At 62.8% G+C, this 18,863-nt stretch carries 15 protein-coding genes and 1 pseudogene; 13 read left to right on the top strand and 3 right to left on the bottom strand.

Features of this window, described 5'->3' with window-relative positions; translation table 11 throughout:
- Positions 1–234 (bottom strand): annotated as a pseudogene (locus tag EN943_RS38215) (hypothetical protein); the annotation flags it as partial.
- Positions 235–331: 97 nt separating this feature from the next.
- A complete protein-coding gene (locus EN943_RS05370) occupies positions 332–1,213 on the bottom strand; it encodes a LysR family transcriptional regulator (protein WP_127411792.1) in 882 nt (293 codons plus the stop codon).
- A gap of 215 nt (positions 1,214–1,428) precedes the next feature.
- Here EN943_RS05370 and EN943_RS05375 point away from each other — a divergent pair, with 215 nt between their 5' ends.
- Together EN943_RS05375 and EN943_RS05380 are read left to right on the top strand one after the other, a co-directional pair.
- The gene (locus EN943_RS05375) at positions 1,429–2,925 is read left to right on the top strand and encodes a CoA-acylating methylmalonate-semialdehyde dehydrogenase (RefSeq protein WP_013529086.1); all 1,497 of its coding nucleotides are present in this window, start codon (positions 1,429–1,431) and stop codon (positions 2,923–2,925) included.
- A gap of 314 nt (positions 2,926–3,239) precedes the next feature.
- On the top strand, positions 3,240–3,539 hold the full coding sequence (locus EN943_RS05380; protein ID WP_127411793.1) for a hypothetical protein: 300 nt from the start codon (positions 3,240–3,242) through the stop codon (positions 3,537–3,539).
- A gap of 53 nt (positions 3,540–3,592) precedes the next feature.
- On the opposite strand, the gene EN943_RS05385 is transcribed toward EN943_RS05380, so the two are convergent.
- A complete protein-coding gene (locus tag EN943_RS05385) occupies positions 3,593–4,252 on the bottom strand; it encodes a GntR family transcriptional regulator (RefSeq protein WP_127411794.1) in 660 nt (219 codons plus the stop codon).
- Positions 4,253–4,354: 102 nt separating this feature from the next.
- Here EN943_RS05385 and EN943_RS05390 point away from each other — a divergent pair, with 102 nt between their 5' ends.
- The 11 genes from EN943_RS05390 to EN943_RS05440 all read left to right on the top strand — a co-directional run bounded on the left by EN943_RS05390 (position 4,355) and on the right by EN943_RS05440 (position 18,678).
- Positions 4,355–5,248, top strand: coding sequence for a dihydrodipicolinate synthase family protein (locus EN943_RS05390; protein WP_127411795.1), 894 nt, complete (start codon positions 4,355–4,357; stop codon positions 5,246–5,248).
- Between the two features lie 45 nt (positions 5,249–5,293).
- Positions 5,294–6,631, top strand: a complete 1,338-nt coding sequence (locus tag EN943_RS05395) for an FAD-binding oxidoreductase (protein ID WP_164778082.1) — start codon at positions 5,294–5,296, stop codon at positions 6,629–6,631.
- A 32-nt stretch (positions 6,632–6,663) separates the two neighbouring features.
- Positions 6,664–7,665, top strand: coding sequence for a 4-hydroxyproline epimerase (locus tag EN943_RS05400; protein WP_127411796.1), 1,002 nt, complete (start codon positions 6,664–6,666; stop codon positions 7,663–7,665).
- Positions 7,666–7,999: 334 nt separating this feature from the next.
- Entirely contained in the window at positions 8,000–8,902 is a 903-nt protein-coding gene (locus EN943_RS05405) for a branched-chain amino acid ABC transporter permease (RefSeq protein ID WP_027037233.1), read from the top strand.
- Between the two features lie 4 nt (positions 8,903–8,906).
- Positions 8,907–10,502 (top strand): high-affinity branched-chain amino acid ABC transporter permease LivM, encoded by a 1,596-nt coding sequence (gene livM / locus EN943_RS05410; RefSeq protein ID WP_127411797.1) that lies wholly within the window; start codon positions 8,907–8,909, stop codon positions 10,500–10,502.
- Complete coding sequence (locus tag EN943_RS05415; protein ID WP_127411798.1) at positions 10,502–12,070, top strand: ABC transporter ATP-binding protein; 1,569 nt, start codon at positions 10,502–10,504, stop codon at positions 12,068–12,070. The genes livM and EN943_RS05415 overlap by 1 nt, the downstream gene beginning before the upstream one ends.
- Positions 12,070–12,798: an ABC transporter ATP-binding protein gene (locus tag EN943_RS05420; protein WP_127411799.1), complete on the top strand. Its 729-nt coding sequence runs from the start codon at positions 12,070–12,072 to the stop codon at positions 12,796–12,798. The genes EN943_RS05415 and EN943_RS05420 overlap by 1 nt, the downstream gene beginning before the upstream one ends.
- A gap of 110 nt (positions 12,799–12,908) precedes the next feature.
- Positions 12,909–13,256 (top strand): DUF6867 family protein, encoded by a 348-nt coding sequence (locus EN943_RS05425; protein WP_013529096.1) that lies wholly within the window; start codon positions 12,909–12,911, stop codon positions 13,254–13,256.
- A gap of 137 nt (positions 13,257–13,393) precedes the next feature.
- Entirely contained in the window at positions 13,394–14,512 is a 1,119-nt protein-coding gene (locus EN943_RS05430; protein ID WP_127411800.1) for a branched-chain amino acid ABC transporter substrate-binding protein, read from the top strand.
- Positions 14,513–14,801: 289 nt separating this feature from the next.
- Positions 14,802–18,260, top strand: coding sequence for a pyruvate carboxylase (gene pyc / locus EN943_RS05435; RefSeq protein WP_127411801.1), 3,459 nt, complete (start codon positions 14,802–14,804; stop codon positions 18,258–18,260).
- Between the two features lie 157 nt (positions 18,261–18,417).
- Positions 18,418–18,678: a DUF2312 domain-containing protein gene (locus EN943_RS05440; protein WP_013529099.1), complete on the top strand. Its 261-nt coding sequence runs from the start codon at positions 18,418–18,420 to the stop codon at positions 18,676–18,678.
- Positions 18,679–18,863: the final 185 nt, after the last annotated feature.

Raw genomic sequence — 18,863 nt, forward strand, 5'->3', positions numbered from 1 at the left:
GGCTATGTAACAGGCGTCATGCGTCTGGCAGGCAGCGTCGAGGCGGTTGACCGGCCGGGCCGACAGGTCGCCGGTGCGGGTGCCGGGGCCGCAATAATTGCCGAAGACGAAAGGCGAAGGCCGCGCCATGGCGTAGCGGATCGGTTTGGGCAGTTCGGCCTCCGGGACCTTTGTCCACGGATTGGCGCAAGCGGAAACGAAAAGCAGCGGCAGAATGGCAAGAACGGCTCGCATGTCTATCCGCGCCAGCTTTCTGAAGGATGTCCCTACGCGGCGAACGCACGCTTGATGCCACACTCGCCGGTTTTGTGGCAAGGAAAAGGCGGCACGGCTAAACGAACAGGTTTCGCTCCCGCTCCACCATCTTGGTGATGAAGCTGGCGACGATCTGGACGCGGCGCAGCGGCCGGACTGATTCGTGATAGACCAGCCAGTAGGCACGGCGGATCGGCGCGACCACATCGACGGATACCAATTCCGGCATCGAGCGGGCGACGAAGGTATGCAGGATGCCGATGCCGGCGCCCGAGCGCACCGCCTCGGCCTGGCCGAGCGCTGAGGAGATGGCGAAGCTGGTGCGCCAGTCGGCGCTGAATTCGGCCGCATAGTCGAGCGAAGGGCTGACGATGAGGTCCGGCACATAGCCGATGAGGGTGTGTTGGCCGAGTTCGGTCGCTGTTTTGGGCAGACCATTGGCATCGGCGTATGCGCGCGATGCAAACAGGCCTAGCGAGTAGTCGACCAGCTTACCCGCCACCAGCCGGCCTTCGGTCGGCCGCTCGACGGTGATGGCGATGTCGGCCTCGCGACGCGACAGGGAGAAGGAGCGCGGCACCGGCACCAGCTGGATCGTCAGTTCGCGGTGCAGGGCGGTCAGCGCGCCAAGGCGCTTGGCCAGGAAGGCGACACCAAAACCGTCCGGCGCGCCGATGCGCACCGTGCCGGAGACATCGTCGCCTTCGCCTGATACGGTCGAGCGCGCGGCGATCATGTCGCCCTCCATGCGCTCGGCAATGTCGAGAAAGCGCTCGCCGGCGGGCGTCAGCTCGCTGCCGGTGGTCAGCCGACGGAAGAGTTTCGTGCGCAGCGCTTCCTCGAGTGCCGCGATGCGGCGCGAGACGGTAGCGTGGTTGAGCTCCAGCCGTTTGGCCGCGCCAAGGATCTGGCCGGCGCGCGCCACGGCAAGGAAGATGCGGACGTCATCCCAGTTCATGGGAATGGTCCAGACGACTATCGTGGACGCTGCGTTCTGTGGTGGAACTCAATTTCTCAATCCGTCCAGCAGCAATTGCATCTCGTCATTTGCGGGAATTGATGCTCGGTCGTCAATCGTTATCTATTCTCCGCACAACGGTTGCGTTCTCCGTCGCGTTGCCATCCGCCGGCCGAAGGCAGACAATGCAGCATCACAAACAAGGGAGAGAAATCATGATCGATTATGGTCATTTCATCGGCGGCAAGCATGTCGCCGGGACCAGCGGCCGCAAGCAGGATGTCATGCAGCCGATGGACGGCTCCGTGCGCGGCACGGTGGCGCTGGCTTCGCAGGCGGAACTGCGCGCGGCTGTCGAGAATGCCAAGGCAGCGCAGCCGAAATGGGCCGCGACCAACCCGCAGCGCCGCGTACGCGTGCTGATGAAGTTTCTCGAACTGGTCGCCCGCGACTATGACGAACTGGCCGACATCCTGGCGCGCGAGCACGGCAAGACGATCGCCGACGCCAAGGGCGACATCCAGCGCGGCCTCGAAGTGGTGGAAGTCTGTATCGGCGCGCCGCACATGATGAAGGGTGAATTCACCGACGGCGCCGGCCCCGGCATCGACGTCTATTCTATGCGCCAGCCTCTCGGCGTCGTCGCCGGCATCACGCCGTTCAACTTCCCGGCAATGATCCCGCTGTGGAAGATCGCGCCGGCCATCGCCTGCGGCAACGCCTTCATCTTGAAGCCTTCGGAGCGCGATCCGGGCGTGCCGATGCGCATCGCCGAACTGTTCCTCGAAGCCGGCCTGCCGGCGGGCATCCTCAACGTCGTCAATGGCGACAAGGACGTCGTCGACGCCATCCTCGACGATCCCGATATCAAGGCCATCGGCTTTGTCGGCTCGACGCCGATCGCCCACTACATCTATTCGCGCGGCACCGCCGCCGGCAAGCGCGTGCAGTGCTTCGGCGGCGCCAAGAACCACATGATCATCATGCCCGACGCCGACATGGACCAGACCGTCGACGCGCTGATCGGCGCCGGCTACGGCTCGGCCGGCGAACGCTGCATGGCGATCTCGGTGGCCGTCCCGGTCGGTAACGACACCGCCAACCGGCTGATGGAAAAGCTGATCCCGCGCGTCGAGAGCCTGAAGGTCGGTCCTTCGACCGACTCTTCCGCCGATTTCGGCCCACTGGTGACGCGCCAAGCCCTGGAGCGGGTCAAGGGCTATGTCGACACCGGCGTCAAGGAAGGCGCCAAGCTGGTGGTCGATGGCCGCGGCTTCTCCATGCAGGGCTATGAAGACGGCTACTATATGGGCGGCTGCCTGTTCGACAACGTCACCGCGGACATGCGTATCTACAAGGAAGAGATCTTTGGGCCGGTGCTCTCTGTTGTGCGCGCGCCGACCTATGAGAGCGCGATCAAGCTCGCCAACGACCACGAGATGGGCAATGGCGTCGCCATCTTTACCCGTGACGGCGATGCCGCGCGCGACTTTGCAAGCCGTGTCCAGGTCGGCATGGTCGGCATCAACGTGCCGATCCCCGTGCCGATCGCCTACTACACCTTCGGCGGTTGGAAGGCATCTTCCTTCGGCGACCTCAACCAGCACGGCCCGGACGCGTTCCGCTTCTACACCAAGACCAAGACGGTGACCTCGCGCTGGCCGTCCGGCATCAAGGACGGTGCGGAGTTCGTTATTCCGACGATGAACTAGCCGGACGATTTTCTCGCTGCGCGTCCTCGCCTGCAGCTGCAGGCGCGCGGGCAGGCATCAAGGACCGTGCGGAATTCGTCATCTCGACGATGAAACTGACGGGACAACAGATTGATCTGGATTTTAAGGCCCGGGCTCGCGCCCGGGCCTTTTTTCCAATCCGGTGCGACCCTATCCGCTTGAACGCTAATGTGATGGAACCAAGTAGGCCTCTGCCGTCTTGGTCTGCAGTCCTGCCGCAAGGAGGTACGGCAGATCAAGCAACGGCGCTGGCGACAGCTTCGGGGACATCGTCTGGCGCAAGGAGGTGTCAGATGACCCGTCTTGTGGCAACGCTATTTTTCGCGGCGGTTTCCGCGTTTGCCGCCGTCCCGGCGCTGGCGGAGCAATGCGCCGCCCGTGCGGATATGATCAAAGCGCTCGGGGAAAAATTCCACGAAAACGAAGCGGCGCGCGGCTTGGTCAACCCGAGCGTGATTCTTGAGATATTCGTCTCCGACCAGGGCACCTGGACGATTCTTGCCACCGACACGCATGGTCAGAGCTGCGTCATCACGGCGGGCGAAGGCTGGGACGGTTCGTTGATGGCGGCGGCTGCCTTGCCAGGGACTTGACCCGAGCTTCCAGCAAGCGTCGGCGACGAAAGCGCACCGGATATAAAAGAGGTTCAGCGCGTCGCAGCCGTCTCGGCGTGGCCGCGGAGCAGCGCCATAAGGCGTTTGGCGTCCTTGGCCGCGGCCTCCTCGTCGCCGGCAAGGATCGAGCGGATCAGCGCGACATGGTGCTCGGCGGATTCGGCTAGACCGGTCTCGGCCTTGTAGCGGAACCAGAAGCGTCGGCTGTGGGTCTGCAAAGGGGCGGCCAAGCGGGCGGCGAAGGGATTGTCGGCAGCCAGCGCCAGCGCTTCGTCGAGTGCCTTGTCGGCCTGGATGAAGGCAAGCACGTTGCCCGAGATCACCGCTTTCTGCATGGCAAGCGCTGCTTCGTGAAACAGGTCGGCGGCCTCGCGGGTGACGAAGCGGGCGGCCGAGCGGGCGAGCACCACCTCGACGCCTCGACGCGCGTCGAGCACGCGCAGCCAGTCGCCGGGATGGAGCGGGGCGATGGCGATGCCGGCGCGCGGCCTGACGTCAAGCAGCCCTTCCCAGGCCAGCCGCTGGATCGCCTCGCGCACCGGTGTCCTGCCAAGCCCGAGTCTGTCGATCAGGGCGCCCTCGGTGACGAAGCTTGCCGGGGCCAGTTCGAGCGTGACGATCATGTGCTCGAGCACATGGTAGGCCTTGGCGGCGGCCGGCTCGGTCGGGGGGCTTGCTGCTATGGATATCAAACGCGCTCTCCTGATATATCTTGAATATATCACAGCGGAATCCGCATTGACAGCGGGTTTGTTAATAGATATACCACTGATATATCAGATGGAGAGATGATCATGTGGACCGGAGTTTTTCCTGCCGTCACGACCAAATTCACCGCGGATGATCGCCTCGATCATGCCGAGATGGAGCGCTGCTTCAGCCTGCAGATGGAGGCCGGCTGCGACGGCATCATCGTCTGCGGATCGCTCGGGGAAGGGCCGATGCTGTCTCCCGACGAGAAGATCGAGGTGCTGAAGACCGCGCAGAAAGTTGCCGGCAAGAAGCCGGTGCTGCTGACGGTGAACGAGGCCGGCACACGTGAGGCGGCCAGCATCGCCAAGCGCGCGAGCCGGGAAGGCGCCAACGGCCTCATGGTCGTGCCGAGCCCGATCTACCACACCAATGCGGAAGAGACGGTCGCTGCGCTGCGCGCGGTCGCCGAGGCGGGCGACCTGCCGGTCATGATCTACTCCAACCGGCTCGCCTACCGGGTCGACGTCAGCGTCGACCAGATGGAGGAACTGGCGTCGGACAAGCGCTTCGTCGCGATCAAGGAATCCTCCGACGACATCCGTCGCTCGACCGAGATCATCAATCGCCTGGGCACCCGCTACGACCTGTTCACCGGCGTCGACAATCTGGCTTTCGAGGCGCTGTCGGTCGGCGCCATCGGCTGGGTGGCCGGACTTGTCACCGCGTTCCCGCGCGAGACGGTCGCCATCTACCAGCTGATGAAGCAGGGTCGCCGCGAAGAGGCGCTTGGCATCTACCGCTGGTTCCGGCCCCTGCTCGATCTCGACGTCTCGACCTATCTGGTCCAAAACATCAAGCTTGCCGAAGTGTTCGCGATCAACACAAATGACCGCGTTCGCATGCCGCGCCAGCCGTTGTCTGGGGAGCGCCGCAAGGCTGTCGAGAAGATCGTCAAGGATGCGCTCGCCGTGCGACCGACACTGCCGACATTTTGATGGCTTTCTTCTCCCCGTTCATGGGGAGAAGATGGCGGCAGCCAGATGAGGGGCAGCGCCTACGTGTCAGGAAATTCCAAGTCGACAGAAGCAGGGCGCAGCCCCTCATCCGCCCTTCGGGCACCTTCTCCCCGTGAACGGGGAGAAGGGGAGGACATCGCTATCATCGGTGGCGGCATCATCGGCATCTGCGCCGCTGCCTCTCTCGCCGAGGCGGGACGCAGGGTCACCGTCTTCGATCGCACAGGCATTTGCGAGGAGACGAGCTCCGGCAATGCCGCCGCCTTCGCCTTCTCCGACGTGTTGCCGCTGGCCCACAAGGGCATGATGCGGCAGCTGCCGAAATGGCTGGCCGATCCGCTCGGACCGCTCAGCATTCCGCCCGCCTATTTGCCGAAGCTTCTGCCCTGGCTGATCCGCTTCTGGCGCGCCGGTGCGCCTGGAAAGTACGAAGCGAGCCTGGCCGCTCAGGCGGGCGTGATGAAGCTTGCCGAAGCGGAGTGGATGGGCCTGCTCGATCGCTCCGGTACGCGCTCGATGCTGCGCGAGGATGGCTCGCTCGAGCTCTACGAAAGCGAAGCCGAGTTCCAGGCCGGGCTAAGCGGCTGGGCGGCGCGTGAGCGTTTCGGCATCGGTTTCCGCCATGTCGAGGGCGAGGAACTAGCTGCCTTGCAGCCGGGGCTGTCGCCGCGCTTCATCAAAGGCACGTTCGTGCCGGGATGGAAGACGGTCGCCGACCCGAAACTGCTGGGCAAGGCGGTGTGGGCCTACGCACAAAGCAAAGGCGCCCGATTTGAGCTGGCCCGAATCAGCCAAGTCGCGGCGGATCAGGATGGTGCGACGCTGACGTTGGCAGACGGCACCACAAGGCAGGCGCGACACCTTGTCGTCGCCGCCGGCGCATGGTCGCATCTGCTGGCGCGGCAGCTCGGCGATCGCATTCCGCTGGAAACCGAGCGCGGCTACAACACCACGCTGCCGACGAGTGCCTTCGACGTGAAGCGGATGCTGATCTTCTCCGGCCATGGTTTCGTCGTCACGCCGCTCGAAACGGGCCTGCGCGTCGGCGGCGCCGTCGAACTCGGCGGCATCGAGCGGCCGCCCAATTATGCCAGGTCGAAGGCGCTGCTGCGGAAGGCGCAGAAATTCCTGCCGGGGCTCGACCCCTCAGGTGGGCGCGAATGGATGGGGTTCCGTCCCTCGCTGCCGGATTCAGTGCCCGTCATCGGCGGCGCGCCGGGAAGGCGGTCGGTGGTCTATGCCTTCGGCCATGGCCATCTCGGCCTGACCCAGGCGGCGGCCACCGGACGGTTGATCCGGGATCTTGTCCTGGGGCAGACTCCACCGATCGATCTGGCCCCCTTCAGTCCGCAACGATTTTGATTTTTTCGGGTTTTTGATTTTCGAGGAGCGTCATGGCCAAGAAATCCTTCTTCTGCATAGACGGCCACACCTGCGGCAATCCGGTGCGGCTGGTCGCCGGCGGCGGCCCGCTGCTACAGGGCGCGACGATGATGGAGCGGCGTGCGCATTTTCTGGCCGAGTATGACTGGATCCGCACCGGCCTGATGTTCGAGCCGCGCGGCCACGACGTGATGTCCGGCTCCATCCTTTATCCACCGACGCGCAAGGATTGCGACATCGCCATCCTGTTCATCGAAACCTCCGGCTGCCTGCCGATGTGCGGCCACGGCACCATCGGTACGGTGACGATGGCCATCGAGCACGGACTGATCAAACCAAAGACGCCGGGCGTGCTCAGGCTCGACACGCCGGCCGGTCTGGTCATCGCCGAATACAAGCAGGTCGGCGACTATGTCGAGGAGGTGCGCATCACCAATGTGCCGTCCTTCCTCCATGCCGAGGGGCTGACGGTCGAATGCCCTGGGCTCGGCGAAATCACCGTCGACGTCGCCTATGGCGGCAACTTCTACGCCATCGTCGAACCGCAGAAAAACTATCGCGACATGGCCGATTATTCGGCGGGCGACTTCATCGCTTGGAGCCCGGTGGTGCGCCAGCGGCTCAACGAGAAATATTCTTTCGTGCATCCGGAAAATCCTGGCATCAACCGGCTGTCGCACATGCTGTGGACCGGTGCGCCGACGGTGGATGGGGCGGATGCCCGCAATGCCGTGTTCTACGGCGACAAGGCGATCGACCGCTCGCCCTGCGGCACCGGCACCTCGGCGCGCATGGCACAGCTTCATGCCAAGGGCAAACTCAAGGCCGGCGACAGCTTCGTCCATGAATCGATCATCGGTTCGCTGTTCAAGGGCAAGGTCGAAAAGGATGTCAGCGTGGCCGGCAAGCCGGCCATCATTCCCTCGATCGGCGGCTGGGCGCGGATGACCGGACTGAACACCATCTTCATCGACGACCGCGACCCGTTCGCGCACGGATTTGTTGTCAAGTGATGGGAATCCTGACCTTGCGGAAAGCAACGGCTTGAAAAATGGATGGCGCCAGAAACGCAAGGATTCCTTTCATCACCTAATTTTGACGGCGATTTCTTCGAAACGGAGCGCATGATGCGGTCGAATCGTCAAAGACATTGCGTTATGCCAATGGTAGGGTCCGCGATAGTCCAGGGGTCGGATGATGGAAAACGGGCAATCGGACGGCGTGCTTCGAAAACACGCATGACGATTGAAAAATGACGTTGCAATCCGGGCTCGAAACTTTACGACTAGGGGAAATACGAAAAGGAATGCGTCTGCATGGGCGACGTTCCAGGGGAGCTATGTACACATGCAGTACTTTGTCCAGCAGCTTATCAACGGGCTGACGCTGGGATCGATCTATGGGCTGATCGCGATCGGCTACACGATGGTCTACGGCATCATCGGCATGATCAATTTCGCCCATGGCGACATCTTCATGGTGGGTGCCTTCACGGCACTGATCGTCTTTCTCGCACTGGGCGCGCTGTTCTATTCGGTGCCCGTTGTGGTGGCGCTGCTGGTCATGATGATCGTGGCGATGCTGCTCACCAGCCTTTACAACTGGACCATCGAGAAGGTGGCCTACCGGCCGCTGCGCGGTTCGTTCCGGTTGGCCCCGCTGATCACTGCCATCGGCATGTCGATCGCGCTGTCGAACTTCGTCCAGGTGACGCAGGGTCCCCGCAACAAGCCGATCCCGCCGATGGTCAGCCAGGTTTACAACATCAACGGCATCAGCGTGTCGCTGAAGCAGATCATCATCGTCGTCGTCACGGCGCTGCTGCTGGCGCTGTTCTGGTATCTGGTCAACAAGACCTCGCTCGGGCGAGCGCAACGGGCCTGTGAGCAGGACCGCAAGATGGCGGCGCTGCTCGGCATCGATGTCGACCGTACTATCTCGATCACTTTCATCATGGGTGCAGCCCTTGCCGCGGTCGCCGGCACGTTGTTCCTGATGTATTACGGCGTCATTGCCTTCTCGGATGGCTTCACGCCGGGCGTGAAGGCCTTCACGGCGGCGGTGCTGGGCGGCATCGGTTCGCTGCCGGGCGCGGTGGTCGGCGGGCTGCTGATCGGCTTCATCGAGAGCATGTGGTCGGCCTATTTCTCAATCGACTACAAGGACGTCGCGGCGTTCTCGATCCTGGCCATTGTGCTGATCTTCCTGCCTTCCGGCATATTGGGCCGGCCAGAAGTCGAAAAGGTCTGAGACCATGGCCGTCACCGTATCTCCGGAGCGCGACACCGTCGCCACCCCCATGCAGCGCGCGTTGCGTGAGGCGCTCTATGCCGCTGCCATATCGTTTGGCCTGTTCGTGCTGTTCATCGGCCTGAAGACCGGCCAGAACATTTCCAATGAACTGGTCCTGACGACGCGCTGGGGCCTGCTTGCCGTGGTGGTGATCGCCACGGCCATCGGGCGCTTCCTCTATGTCGCTTATGGCCAGCCCTTCCTGGCCAACCAGAAGATCACCGACGTCGCCACCGGTCTGCTGCCGGCCAGCGTGGCGTCACGCTTCTTCCAGTTGCCGGCCTTCATCGTGGCCTTGGTCGCGGCGGTGGTGTTGTTTGCGGTCAACAGCTCTCTCGTGGGATGGGTTGGAGCGGAGCCGGCGGGCTATCTGCAATTCCTGCGCGCCCTGGCGGTCATCTATGTGCTGGCCTGCGTGATCTATTATTTCCGCGGCTTCATCCATGCCAACTTCACCAAACTCGGCATTGCCGCGCTGATCCTCTATCCGATCCTGGTGGTGGCGATCCTGTCGCTGATGTCCTGGTCGTTCGTCGGCGGGCTGCAAGGCTCGCTGAAATGGGTCGACAATTTCGGCATCCAGATCCTGATCTATGTGATGCTGGCCTGGGGCCTGAACATCGTCGTCGGTCTCGCCGGCCTGCTCGACCTCGGTTATGTCGCCTTCTACGCGGTCGGCGCCTATGCCTATGCGCTGCTCGGCACGCAGTACGGCCTGTCGTTCTGGATCCTTTTGCCGGCCGCCGGTGCCATGGCCGCCTTCTGGGGCGTGCTGCTCGGTTTCCCGGTGTTGCGCCTGCGCGGCGACTATCTGGCGATCGTCACCTTGGCTTTCGGTGAGATCATCCGCCTGGTGCTGATCAACTGGCGTGAGGTCACCAACGGTTCAGCCGGTATTTCCGGCATCCCGAAGGTCACCTTCTTCGGCCTGATGACCTTCAACGTGTCGGACCCCAATTACATCGCCAAGGTGCTGCATCTGGCGACATCGAGCGCCTACTACAAGATCTTCCTCTACTACCTGATCCTGGCGCTGGCGCTGCTGACAGCCTTCGTCACCATCCGGCTGCGGCGCATGCCGGTCGGCCGTGCCTGGGAAGCGTTGCGGGAGGACGAGATCGCCTGCCGCTCGCTCGGCATCAACACCACCACCACGAAGCTTACAGCCTTTGCCACGGGTGCGATGTTCGGCGGCTTCGCCGGCGCCTTCTTCGCCGCACGGCAGGGCTTCGTCAGCCCGGAATCCTTCGTCTTCCTGGAATCGGCCATCATCCTGGCCATCGTCGTTCTCGGTGGCATGGGCTCGCTGGTCGGCATCGCGGTCGCCGCAATGGTGATGATCGGCGGCACCGAGGCGTTGCGCGAACTCGACTTCCTCAAGCAGGTCTTCGGACCGGACTTCACGCCGGAACTCTACCGCATGCTTCTGTTCGGCATGGCCATGGTCATCGTCATGCTGTGGAAGCCGCGCGGCTTCGTCGGCAGTCGTGAACCAACCGCCTTCCTCAAGGAGCGAAAGGCTGTCTCAAGCTCCTTCACCAAGGAAGGACACGGCTGATGAATGCGAACCCTGTTCAGAAAGCCACTTCGGGCATGAACGACGCTATCCTTCAGGTCGATCACCTGTCGATGAAGTTTGGTGGCCTGGTGGCCATCGGCGATCTGTCTTTCGCCGCCAAGCGCGGCGAGATCACCGCGCTGATCGGCCCCAACGGCGCCGGCAAGACCACGGTGTTCAACTGCATCACCGGCTTTTACAAGCCCTCGGAAGGCATGATCACGCTCAACCGGAACGATGGTTCGACCTTCCTGCTCGAGCGGCTGCCCAACCATGAAATCCCGGCGCGTGCCAAGGTGGCGCGCACCTTCCAGAACATCCGCCTGTTCTCTGGCATGACCCTGCTGGAGAACCTGCTGGTCGCCCAGCACAACAAACTGATGAAGGCATCGGGCTACACGGTGCTTGGCCTGTTCGGCTTCAGCGGCTATCGCAAGGCCTCGGCCGAATCGGTGGAGCTCGCCAAGCATTGGCTGGAAAAGGCCGATCTTGTCGACCGTGCCGACGACCCGGCCGGCGACCTGCCCTATGGCGCGCAGCGCCGTCTCGAGATCGCTCGCGCCATGTGCACGGGACCCGAGCTTCTGTGTCTCGATGAGCCGGCGGCCGGCCTCAATCCGAAAGAATCGGCGGCGCTCAACGAGCTGCTGATCGACATCAAGAACACATCCGGCACCTCGATCCTGTTGATCGAGCACGACATGTCGGTGGTCATGCAGATCTCCGACCATGTCGTGGTGCTGGAGTATGGCCGCAAGATCTCCGACGGCAGTCCGCAGTCGGTGCGCACCGATCCGCGCGTCATCGCCGCCTATCTCGGCGTCGACGACGAAGAAGTCGAAGCGGTCCTCACCGAAGTCGGCGACGAAGACGTCATCGAACAGCTCGATACAGGGCCGGATGCCGCGCATGGTCCGGGAACGTCGTCGTCCTATCTCGCCGGGCCGGTGACCGACACGGTCGGCCATAGTTCGGGCGAGCGGGTTACGGTGGCCAAGGGAGCGTCAAAGGCCGGTCAGGTCGACGCCAGGTCGCTTGCCGCGGCAAACAAGGCAGCCTCGCTGGCAGCCGTGCCGGCGGCGAAGGCAAAGCCTGCTCCGAAAGCGGCTTCAAAGGCGGCAACAGGCACGGCGGCGAAGTCGACCGCATCCGCCAAGCCGGCAGCCAAGGCGCCGGCGAAGGTTGGAGAGATCTCCAACCGGCTGGCGGCGCCTCGCGGCGGCAAGGCCGACAATTTGACCCGCATCAAGGGCATCGGCACGGTCAACGAGAAGAAGCTCAACGATCACGGTATCTTCCATTTCGACCAGATCGGCGCCTGGAAAAAGGCCGACGTCGAGGCCGCCGAAGCCTATCTCGCCTTTGACGGACGTATCGCGCGCGAGGAATGGGTCAAACAGGCCAGGCTGCTCGGCCAGGGCAAGGACACGGAATTCTCGCGCCGCGTCGACGCGGGCAAGGTGGCGACAAGCCATGCTTCCGCAAAGACTGCAAAGGCAGCCTCCGGAAAGACCGCGAGCAAGACCGCTGCCAAGCCCGTGGCGGGCAAGCGCGGAGGGGGCAAGTGATGGCCGCGACAACGCTGCTCGATATCAAGGGCGTGCAGACCTATTACGGCAACATCCGGGCGCTGAACGGCGTCGATGTCACCGTCAACCAGGGTGAGATCGTGGCACTGATCGGTGCCAATGGCGCCGGCAAGTCGACGCTGATGATGACCATTTTCGGCTCGCCGCGGGCTCGCGCCGGCACCATCACCTTTGCCGGCACCGACATAACCCAGATGCCGACGCACGAGATCGCGCGCATGCGCATTGCCCAGTCGCCGGAGGGCCGGCGGATCTTTCCGCGCATGACGGTGATGGAAAACCTGCAGATGGGCGCCAGTCTCGACAACCTCAAGCACTATGACGAGGACGTCGAGAAGGTGTTCACGCTGTTCCCGCGATTGAAAGAGCGCATCACCCAGCGCGGCGGCACGCTGTCGGGCGGTGAGCAGCAGATGCTGTCGATCGGACGCGCGCTGATGGCACGACCGAAGCTGCTTTTGCTCGACGAGCCGTCGCTGGGTCTCGCGCCGCTGATCGTCAAGCAGATCTTCGACGCCATCCGCGAACTGAACCGCACCCAGGGGCTCACCGTGTTCCTGGTCGAGCAGAACGCCTTCGGCGCGCTCAAGCTCGCCACGCGCGGCTACGTCATGGTCAACGGCAATGTGACGATGAGCGGCACCGGCAAGGAACTGCTCGCCAATCCGGAAGTGCGCGCCGCCTATCTCGAAGGCGGACACCACTGAGTTCGGAGCGGAATGCGTGCATTCGCCATTCCGCTCCAGATTGTTTGTTTGTCGCATGATCTTGTCCGGAAAGTCCGCAACTTTCGGGATCATGCTAAGGAGACTTCACCATGCAGGGCATTCTTTACGAGGAACCCTCGATCTGGCAGTTCTTCTTCGTCACCTGTCTGCTCGGCGGCTGGGCGGCGTGGATGACGGGCAAGGCCAGTGCTCAGACGTGGCGCAGCTTCATCCAGCTGTTCGCCTATGTGCTGGGCCTCGGCATCGCGATCCGCTTCATCCATCACGCGCTGTTCGGCGGCACCATGTTCTCGCTGCACTATTATGTCGTCGACACCATCGTGCTGATGATCCTCGGCTTCGTCGGCTATCAATACACGCGCACCAACCAGATGGTGACACAGTATAATTGGCTCTACGAAAGAGCTTCACTCTTGAGCTGGAAACCGAAAGGTTGACGTTCATCATTAACGCCGCCTCGAAATTGAATCGGCGTGACAAGTGCCTGAAAATCGGCAAACTATGCTTTCTGCGATAAGGGTGGGCATCGCATGAAAGCTTCATCCACGCCCACTCCGTTAATGGGAGCGTTTAAATGAAAAAGTCACTTTTGTCCGCCGTCGCCCTGACCGCGCTTGTCGCGTTCAGCGGTGCCGCGTGGGCTGACGTAATGATGGGCGTCGCCGGCCCGATCACCGGTCCGAACGCCGCCTTCGGCGCGCAGCTGCAGAAGGGTGCGGAAGCGGCCGTCGCCGACATCAATGCCAAGGGCGGCATCAACGGCGAGCAGATCAAGCTCGAAGTCGGCGACGACGTCTCCGATCCGAAGCAGGGTATCTCGGTCGCCAACAAGTTCGTCGGCGACGGCGTCAAGTTCGTGGTCGGTCACTTCAACTCCGGCGTCTCGATCCCGGCCTCGGAAGTCTACGCCGAGAACGGCATCGTCGAGATCACCCCGGCAGCCACCAATCCTCAGTTCACCGAACGCGGCCTGTGGAACGTGTTCCGCACCTGCGGACGCGATGATCAGCAGGGCAGCATTGCCGGTGCTTATCTGGCCGCCAACTTCAAGGACGCCAAGATCGCGGTCGTGCACGACAAGACCACCTACGGTCAGGGTCTTGCCGACGAAACCAAGAAGGCGATGAACGCCAAGGGCGTGACGGAAGTCATGTACGAAGGCATCAATGTCGGCGACAAGGACTTCTCGGCGCTGATCGCCAAGATGAAGGAAGCCGGCGTTTCGATCATCTACTGGGGCGGCTTGCACACCGAAGCCGGCCTGATCATCCGCCAGGCCGCCGACCAGGGCCTCAAGGCGACGCTGGTCTCCGGCGACGGCATCGTGTCGAACGAGTTGGCTTCGATCGCGGGCGACGCGGTTGCGGGCACGCTCAACACGTTCGGTCCGGATCCGCGGCTGATCCCCGCCAACAAGGAACTCGTCGAGAAGTTCCGCGCGCAGGGCTTCGAGCCGGAAGCCTATACGCTCTACTCCTACGCTGCCGTGCAGGCGATCGCGGAAGCAGCGACCGCTGCCAAGTCGAACGACCCGCAGGCAGTTGCCAAGGCGCTGCATGAAAACGGCCCGTTCAAGACCGTGCTCGGCGACCTTTCCTATGACGCCAAGGGCGACCCGACGCTGCCCGGCTACGTGATGTACGAATGGAAGAAGGGCGACGACGGCAAGTACACCTACATCCAGAAGATGTAAGCTCGTCAGTCTCCAGACCGTTTACGATGCCCGGCGCCTCGCGCCGGGCATTTTCTTTTGCCATCACGTTCAGGGGGCGGCCCGATGCAGCCGGGTTCTTAGGCGGGGAATGATCGTGCGTTAACCGCAAGCCGGCGCTTTTTCTGGCTGTTTGGATGAATGCGAGGGCCTGCGGCAGAATGATTCCATTTCAATCGGTTTAAATGCGCGTCAATTTCGTTTGCACTGCAGCATTTTCACGCTAATCATTGCGCCGATTTCTCTTCCTTCCGTTGCTGGAGCCCAGTCCTTGGCCATCACGAAGATCCTTGTCGCCAACCGGTCCGAAATCGCCATTCGCGTCTTCCGCGCGGCCAACGAACTCGGCCTCAAAACCGTGGCGATCTGGGCCGAAGAAGACAAATACTCCCTGCATCGCTTCAAGGCCGACGAGAGCTACCAGGTCGGACGCGGGCCGCATCTGACCAGGGACATGGGGCCGATCGAAAGCTATCTGTCGATCGAGGAGGTGATCCGCGTCGCCAGGCTGTCGGGTGCCGATGCCATTCATCCCGGCTACGGATTGTTGTCGGAAAGCCCCGAATTCGCCGACGCCTGTGCCGAAGCCGGCATTACCTTCATCGGGCCGAAGCCGGACACAATGCGGCGACTCGGCAACAAGGTCGCTGCGCGCAATCTCGCCATCGAGGTCGGGGTGCCGGTGATCCCCGCCACCGATCCGTTGCCGGATGACATGGAGGCGGTCAAGAAACTGGCCAAGGAAATCGGCTACCCGGTGATGCTGAAGGCATCATGGGGCGGCGGCGGCCGCGGCATGCGCGCCATCCGCGCCGAAGCCGACCTTGCCCGTGAAGTCACCGAAGGCAAGCGCGAGGCGAAAGCCGCCTTTGGCAAGGACGAGGTCTATCTCGAAAAGCTGATCGAACGCGCCCGCCATGTCGAGGTGCAGGTGCTGGGCGACACGCATGGCAATGCCGTGCACCTGTTCGAGCGCGACTGTTCGATCCAGCGCCGCAACCAGAAGGTCGTCGAGCGGGCGCCGGCGCCCTATCTCGAAATGTCGCAGCGCGAGGAGCTTTGCGGCCATGCGCTGAAGATCGCCCGCGAGACCAGTTACATCGGCGCAGGCACGGTCGAGTTCCTGCAGGATGCCGACACCGGCAAATTCTATTTCATCGAGGTCAATCCGCGCATCCAGGTCGAGCACACCGTCACCGAGCAGGTGACCGGCATCGACATCGTCAAGGCGCAGATCCATATCCTCGACGGCTTTGCCATCGGCACGCCGGAATCAGGCGTGCCGGCGCAAAAGGACATAAGGCTGAACGGCCACGCGCTGCAGTGCCGCATCACCACGGAAGATCCCGAACACAATTTCATCCCCGATTACGGCCGGATCACCGCCTATCGCGGCGCAACAGGCTTCGGCATCCGCCTCGACGGCGGCACCGCCTATTCGGGCGCTGTCATCACCCGCTTCTACGATCCGCTGCTGGAGAAGGTGACGGCCTGGGCGCCGACGCCTGCCGAGACCATCGCCCGCATGAACCGGGCGCTGCGCGAGTTCCGCATCCGCGGCGTCGCCACCAATTTGACCTTCCTCGAAGCGATCATCAACCATCCGAGCTTCGCCGACAATTCCTACACGACCAAGTTCATCGACACGACGCCGGAACTGTTCCAGCAGGTCAAGCGCCAGGATCGCGCCACCAAGCTCATCAACTATCTCGCCGACGTCAGCGTCAACGGCCATCCCGAGACGCGCGGCAGGCCACAGCCGAAGTCCGATGCCGCGGCACCCGTGGTCCCTTACCTCAACGGCAATGTGCCCGGCGGCAGCAAGCAGAAGCTGGATGTGCTCGGGCCGGAGAAGTTCGCCGCCTGGATGCGCGAGCAAAGGCAAGTGCTGGTCACCGACACGACGATGCGTGATGGCCACCAGTCGTTGCTGGCGACGCGCATGCGCACGCATGACATTGCCGGCATCGCCGGCACCTATGCGCGTGCCTTGCCGCAGCTTCTATCGCTGGAATGCTGGGGTGGCGCCACCTTCGACGTCGCCATGCGCTTCCTCACCGAGGATCCGTGGGAGCGGCTGTCGCTGGTGCGCGAGGCAGCGCCCAATCTGTTGCTGCAGATGCTGCTGCGCGGCGCCAATGGCGTCGGCTACACCAACTATCCCGACAATGTCGTGCAGCATTTCGTCAAGCAGGCAGCAAGCGGTGGCATCGACCTGTTCCGGGTCTTCGATTGCCTGAACTGGGTTGACAACATGCGCGTCGCCATGGATGCGGTCGGCGCCGAGGGCAAGCTGTGTGAGGCGGCGATCTGCTACACCGGCGACATCCTCGATCCGGCGCGGGCGAAATACGCCCTCAAATACTATGTCGGCCTGGCCAGGGATTTGCAGGCGGCGGGCGCCCACATCATCGCCGTCAAGGACATGGCCGGCCTGCTGAAGCCTGCGGCGGCTCGCGTGCTGTTCAAGGCGCTGCGCGAGGCGACCGACCTGCCGATCCATTTCCACACCCACGACACGTCGGGCCTGTCGGCGGCGACGGTGCTGGCGGCAGTGGAAAGCGGCGTCGACGCCATAGACGCGGCGATGGATGCCTTCTCCGGCAACACCTCGCAGCCATGCCTTGGCTCGCTCGTCGAGGCGCTGAAGGGCACTGAACGCGACCCTGGTCTCGACCCGCAATGGATCAGGAAGATCTCGTTCTACTGGGAAGCGGTGCGCAACCAGTACGCCGCCTTCGAAAGCGACCTCAAGGGGCCGGCCTCGGAAGTCTATCTGCACGAGATGCCGGGCGGGCAGTTCACCAATCTGAAGGAACAGGCGCGCTCGCTCGGACTGGAGACGCGCTGGCACGAGGTGGCGCAGACCTATCACGACGTCAATCTGATGTTCGGCGACATCGTCAAGGTGACGCCGTCGTCCAAGGTCGTCGGCGACATGGCATTGATGATGGTCAGCCAGGATCTCACCGTTGCCGATGTTGAAAACCCGGACAGGGATATCGCCTTCCCGGATTCGGTCGTCTCGATGCTGCGCGGCGATCTCGGCCAGTCACCAGGCGGGTGGCCGGCGGCGCTGCAGAAGAAGGCGCTCAAAGGCGACAAGCCGATCACGGTGCGGCCCGGCTCGCTGCTCAAGCCAGCCGACCTCAAGGCCAACCGCAAGGAAATCGAGGAGAAGCTCGAGCGCAAGCTGTCGGAGTTCGAATTCGCCTCGTGGCTGATGTATCCGAAGGTGTTTACGGATTTCGCCGGCGCGCAGGAAACCTATGGGCCGGTCAGCGTCCTGCCGACGCCGACGTACTTCTACGGCATGAAGCCGGAAGACGAGATCTTCGTCGACATCGAGAAGGGCAAGACGCTGGTGGTGCGCTGCCTGGCCATCGGCGATGTCGACGAAAAGGGCATGGTCACCGTGTTCTTCGAGCTCAACGGCCAGCCGCGTCGTGTCAAGGTGCCCGACCGGGCGCATGGCGCGTCCGCCGCCAAGGCCCGCCGCAAGGCCGAACCCGGCAACGAGGCGCATGTCGGCGCACCGATGCCGGGCGTCGTTTCGGCGCTTTCGGTGGCTGCCGGCCAGGCTGTGAAAGCCGGTGACGTGCTGCTTTCCATCGAAGCGATGAAGATGGAGACGGCGCTGCATGCCGAGCGCGACGGCACCGTTGCCGAGGTGCTGGTCAAGGCAGGCGACCAGATCGATGCCAAGGATCTGCTGATCGCTTTCAATTAAGAGTTCGCAAAACGGACCGGCTGTCGGCTTCTGGCGGCAGCCCCTTGTGGCTTGGTCGATAACGGCTTGACCCGCCGCCGCCGGTCGGGCATCGAACCGGCTCAAATTTTGCCGCAGTCGTCCGCGAGTCGCGGAGCCGATTCTTTTGGAGAAAAATATGGCCGACGATATCACCGATACCAGCCAGACTGTTGCCGCCGGCCAGCTGCGTGCCTTCATCGAGCGCATAGAGCGGCTTGAGGAAGAGAAGAAGACCATTTCCGACGACATCAAGGAAGTGTTCGCCGAGGCCAAGGGCACCGGCTTCGACACCAAGGCGATGCGCACGATCATCCGGCTGCGCAAGAAGGACCAGGCCGAGCGTCAGGAAGAGGAAACCATCCTCGATCTGTATAAGGCCGCACTCGGCATGGTGTAGGACTGTCTGGAAATTCTACTCCGGCGGCCATCTGATGGCGTTTTTTGCGCTTCCCTAGTTCTACTGCAATGCAGTAGAACTGAGCTCGCGTACTTTAAGTACGCTCCGCTCCGGTTCTCGAAACCACCACCATATGACTCGCCGGAGCGAATTTCGAAACAGTCTCGGGCCGAGCATGATGCCGG

This window comes from Mesorhizobium sp. M7A.F.Ca.US.006.01.1.1 (genome assembly GCF_003997935.1).
GTDB lineage: Bacteria > Pseudomonadota > Alphaproteobacteria > Rhizobiales > Rhizobiaceae > Mesorhizobium.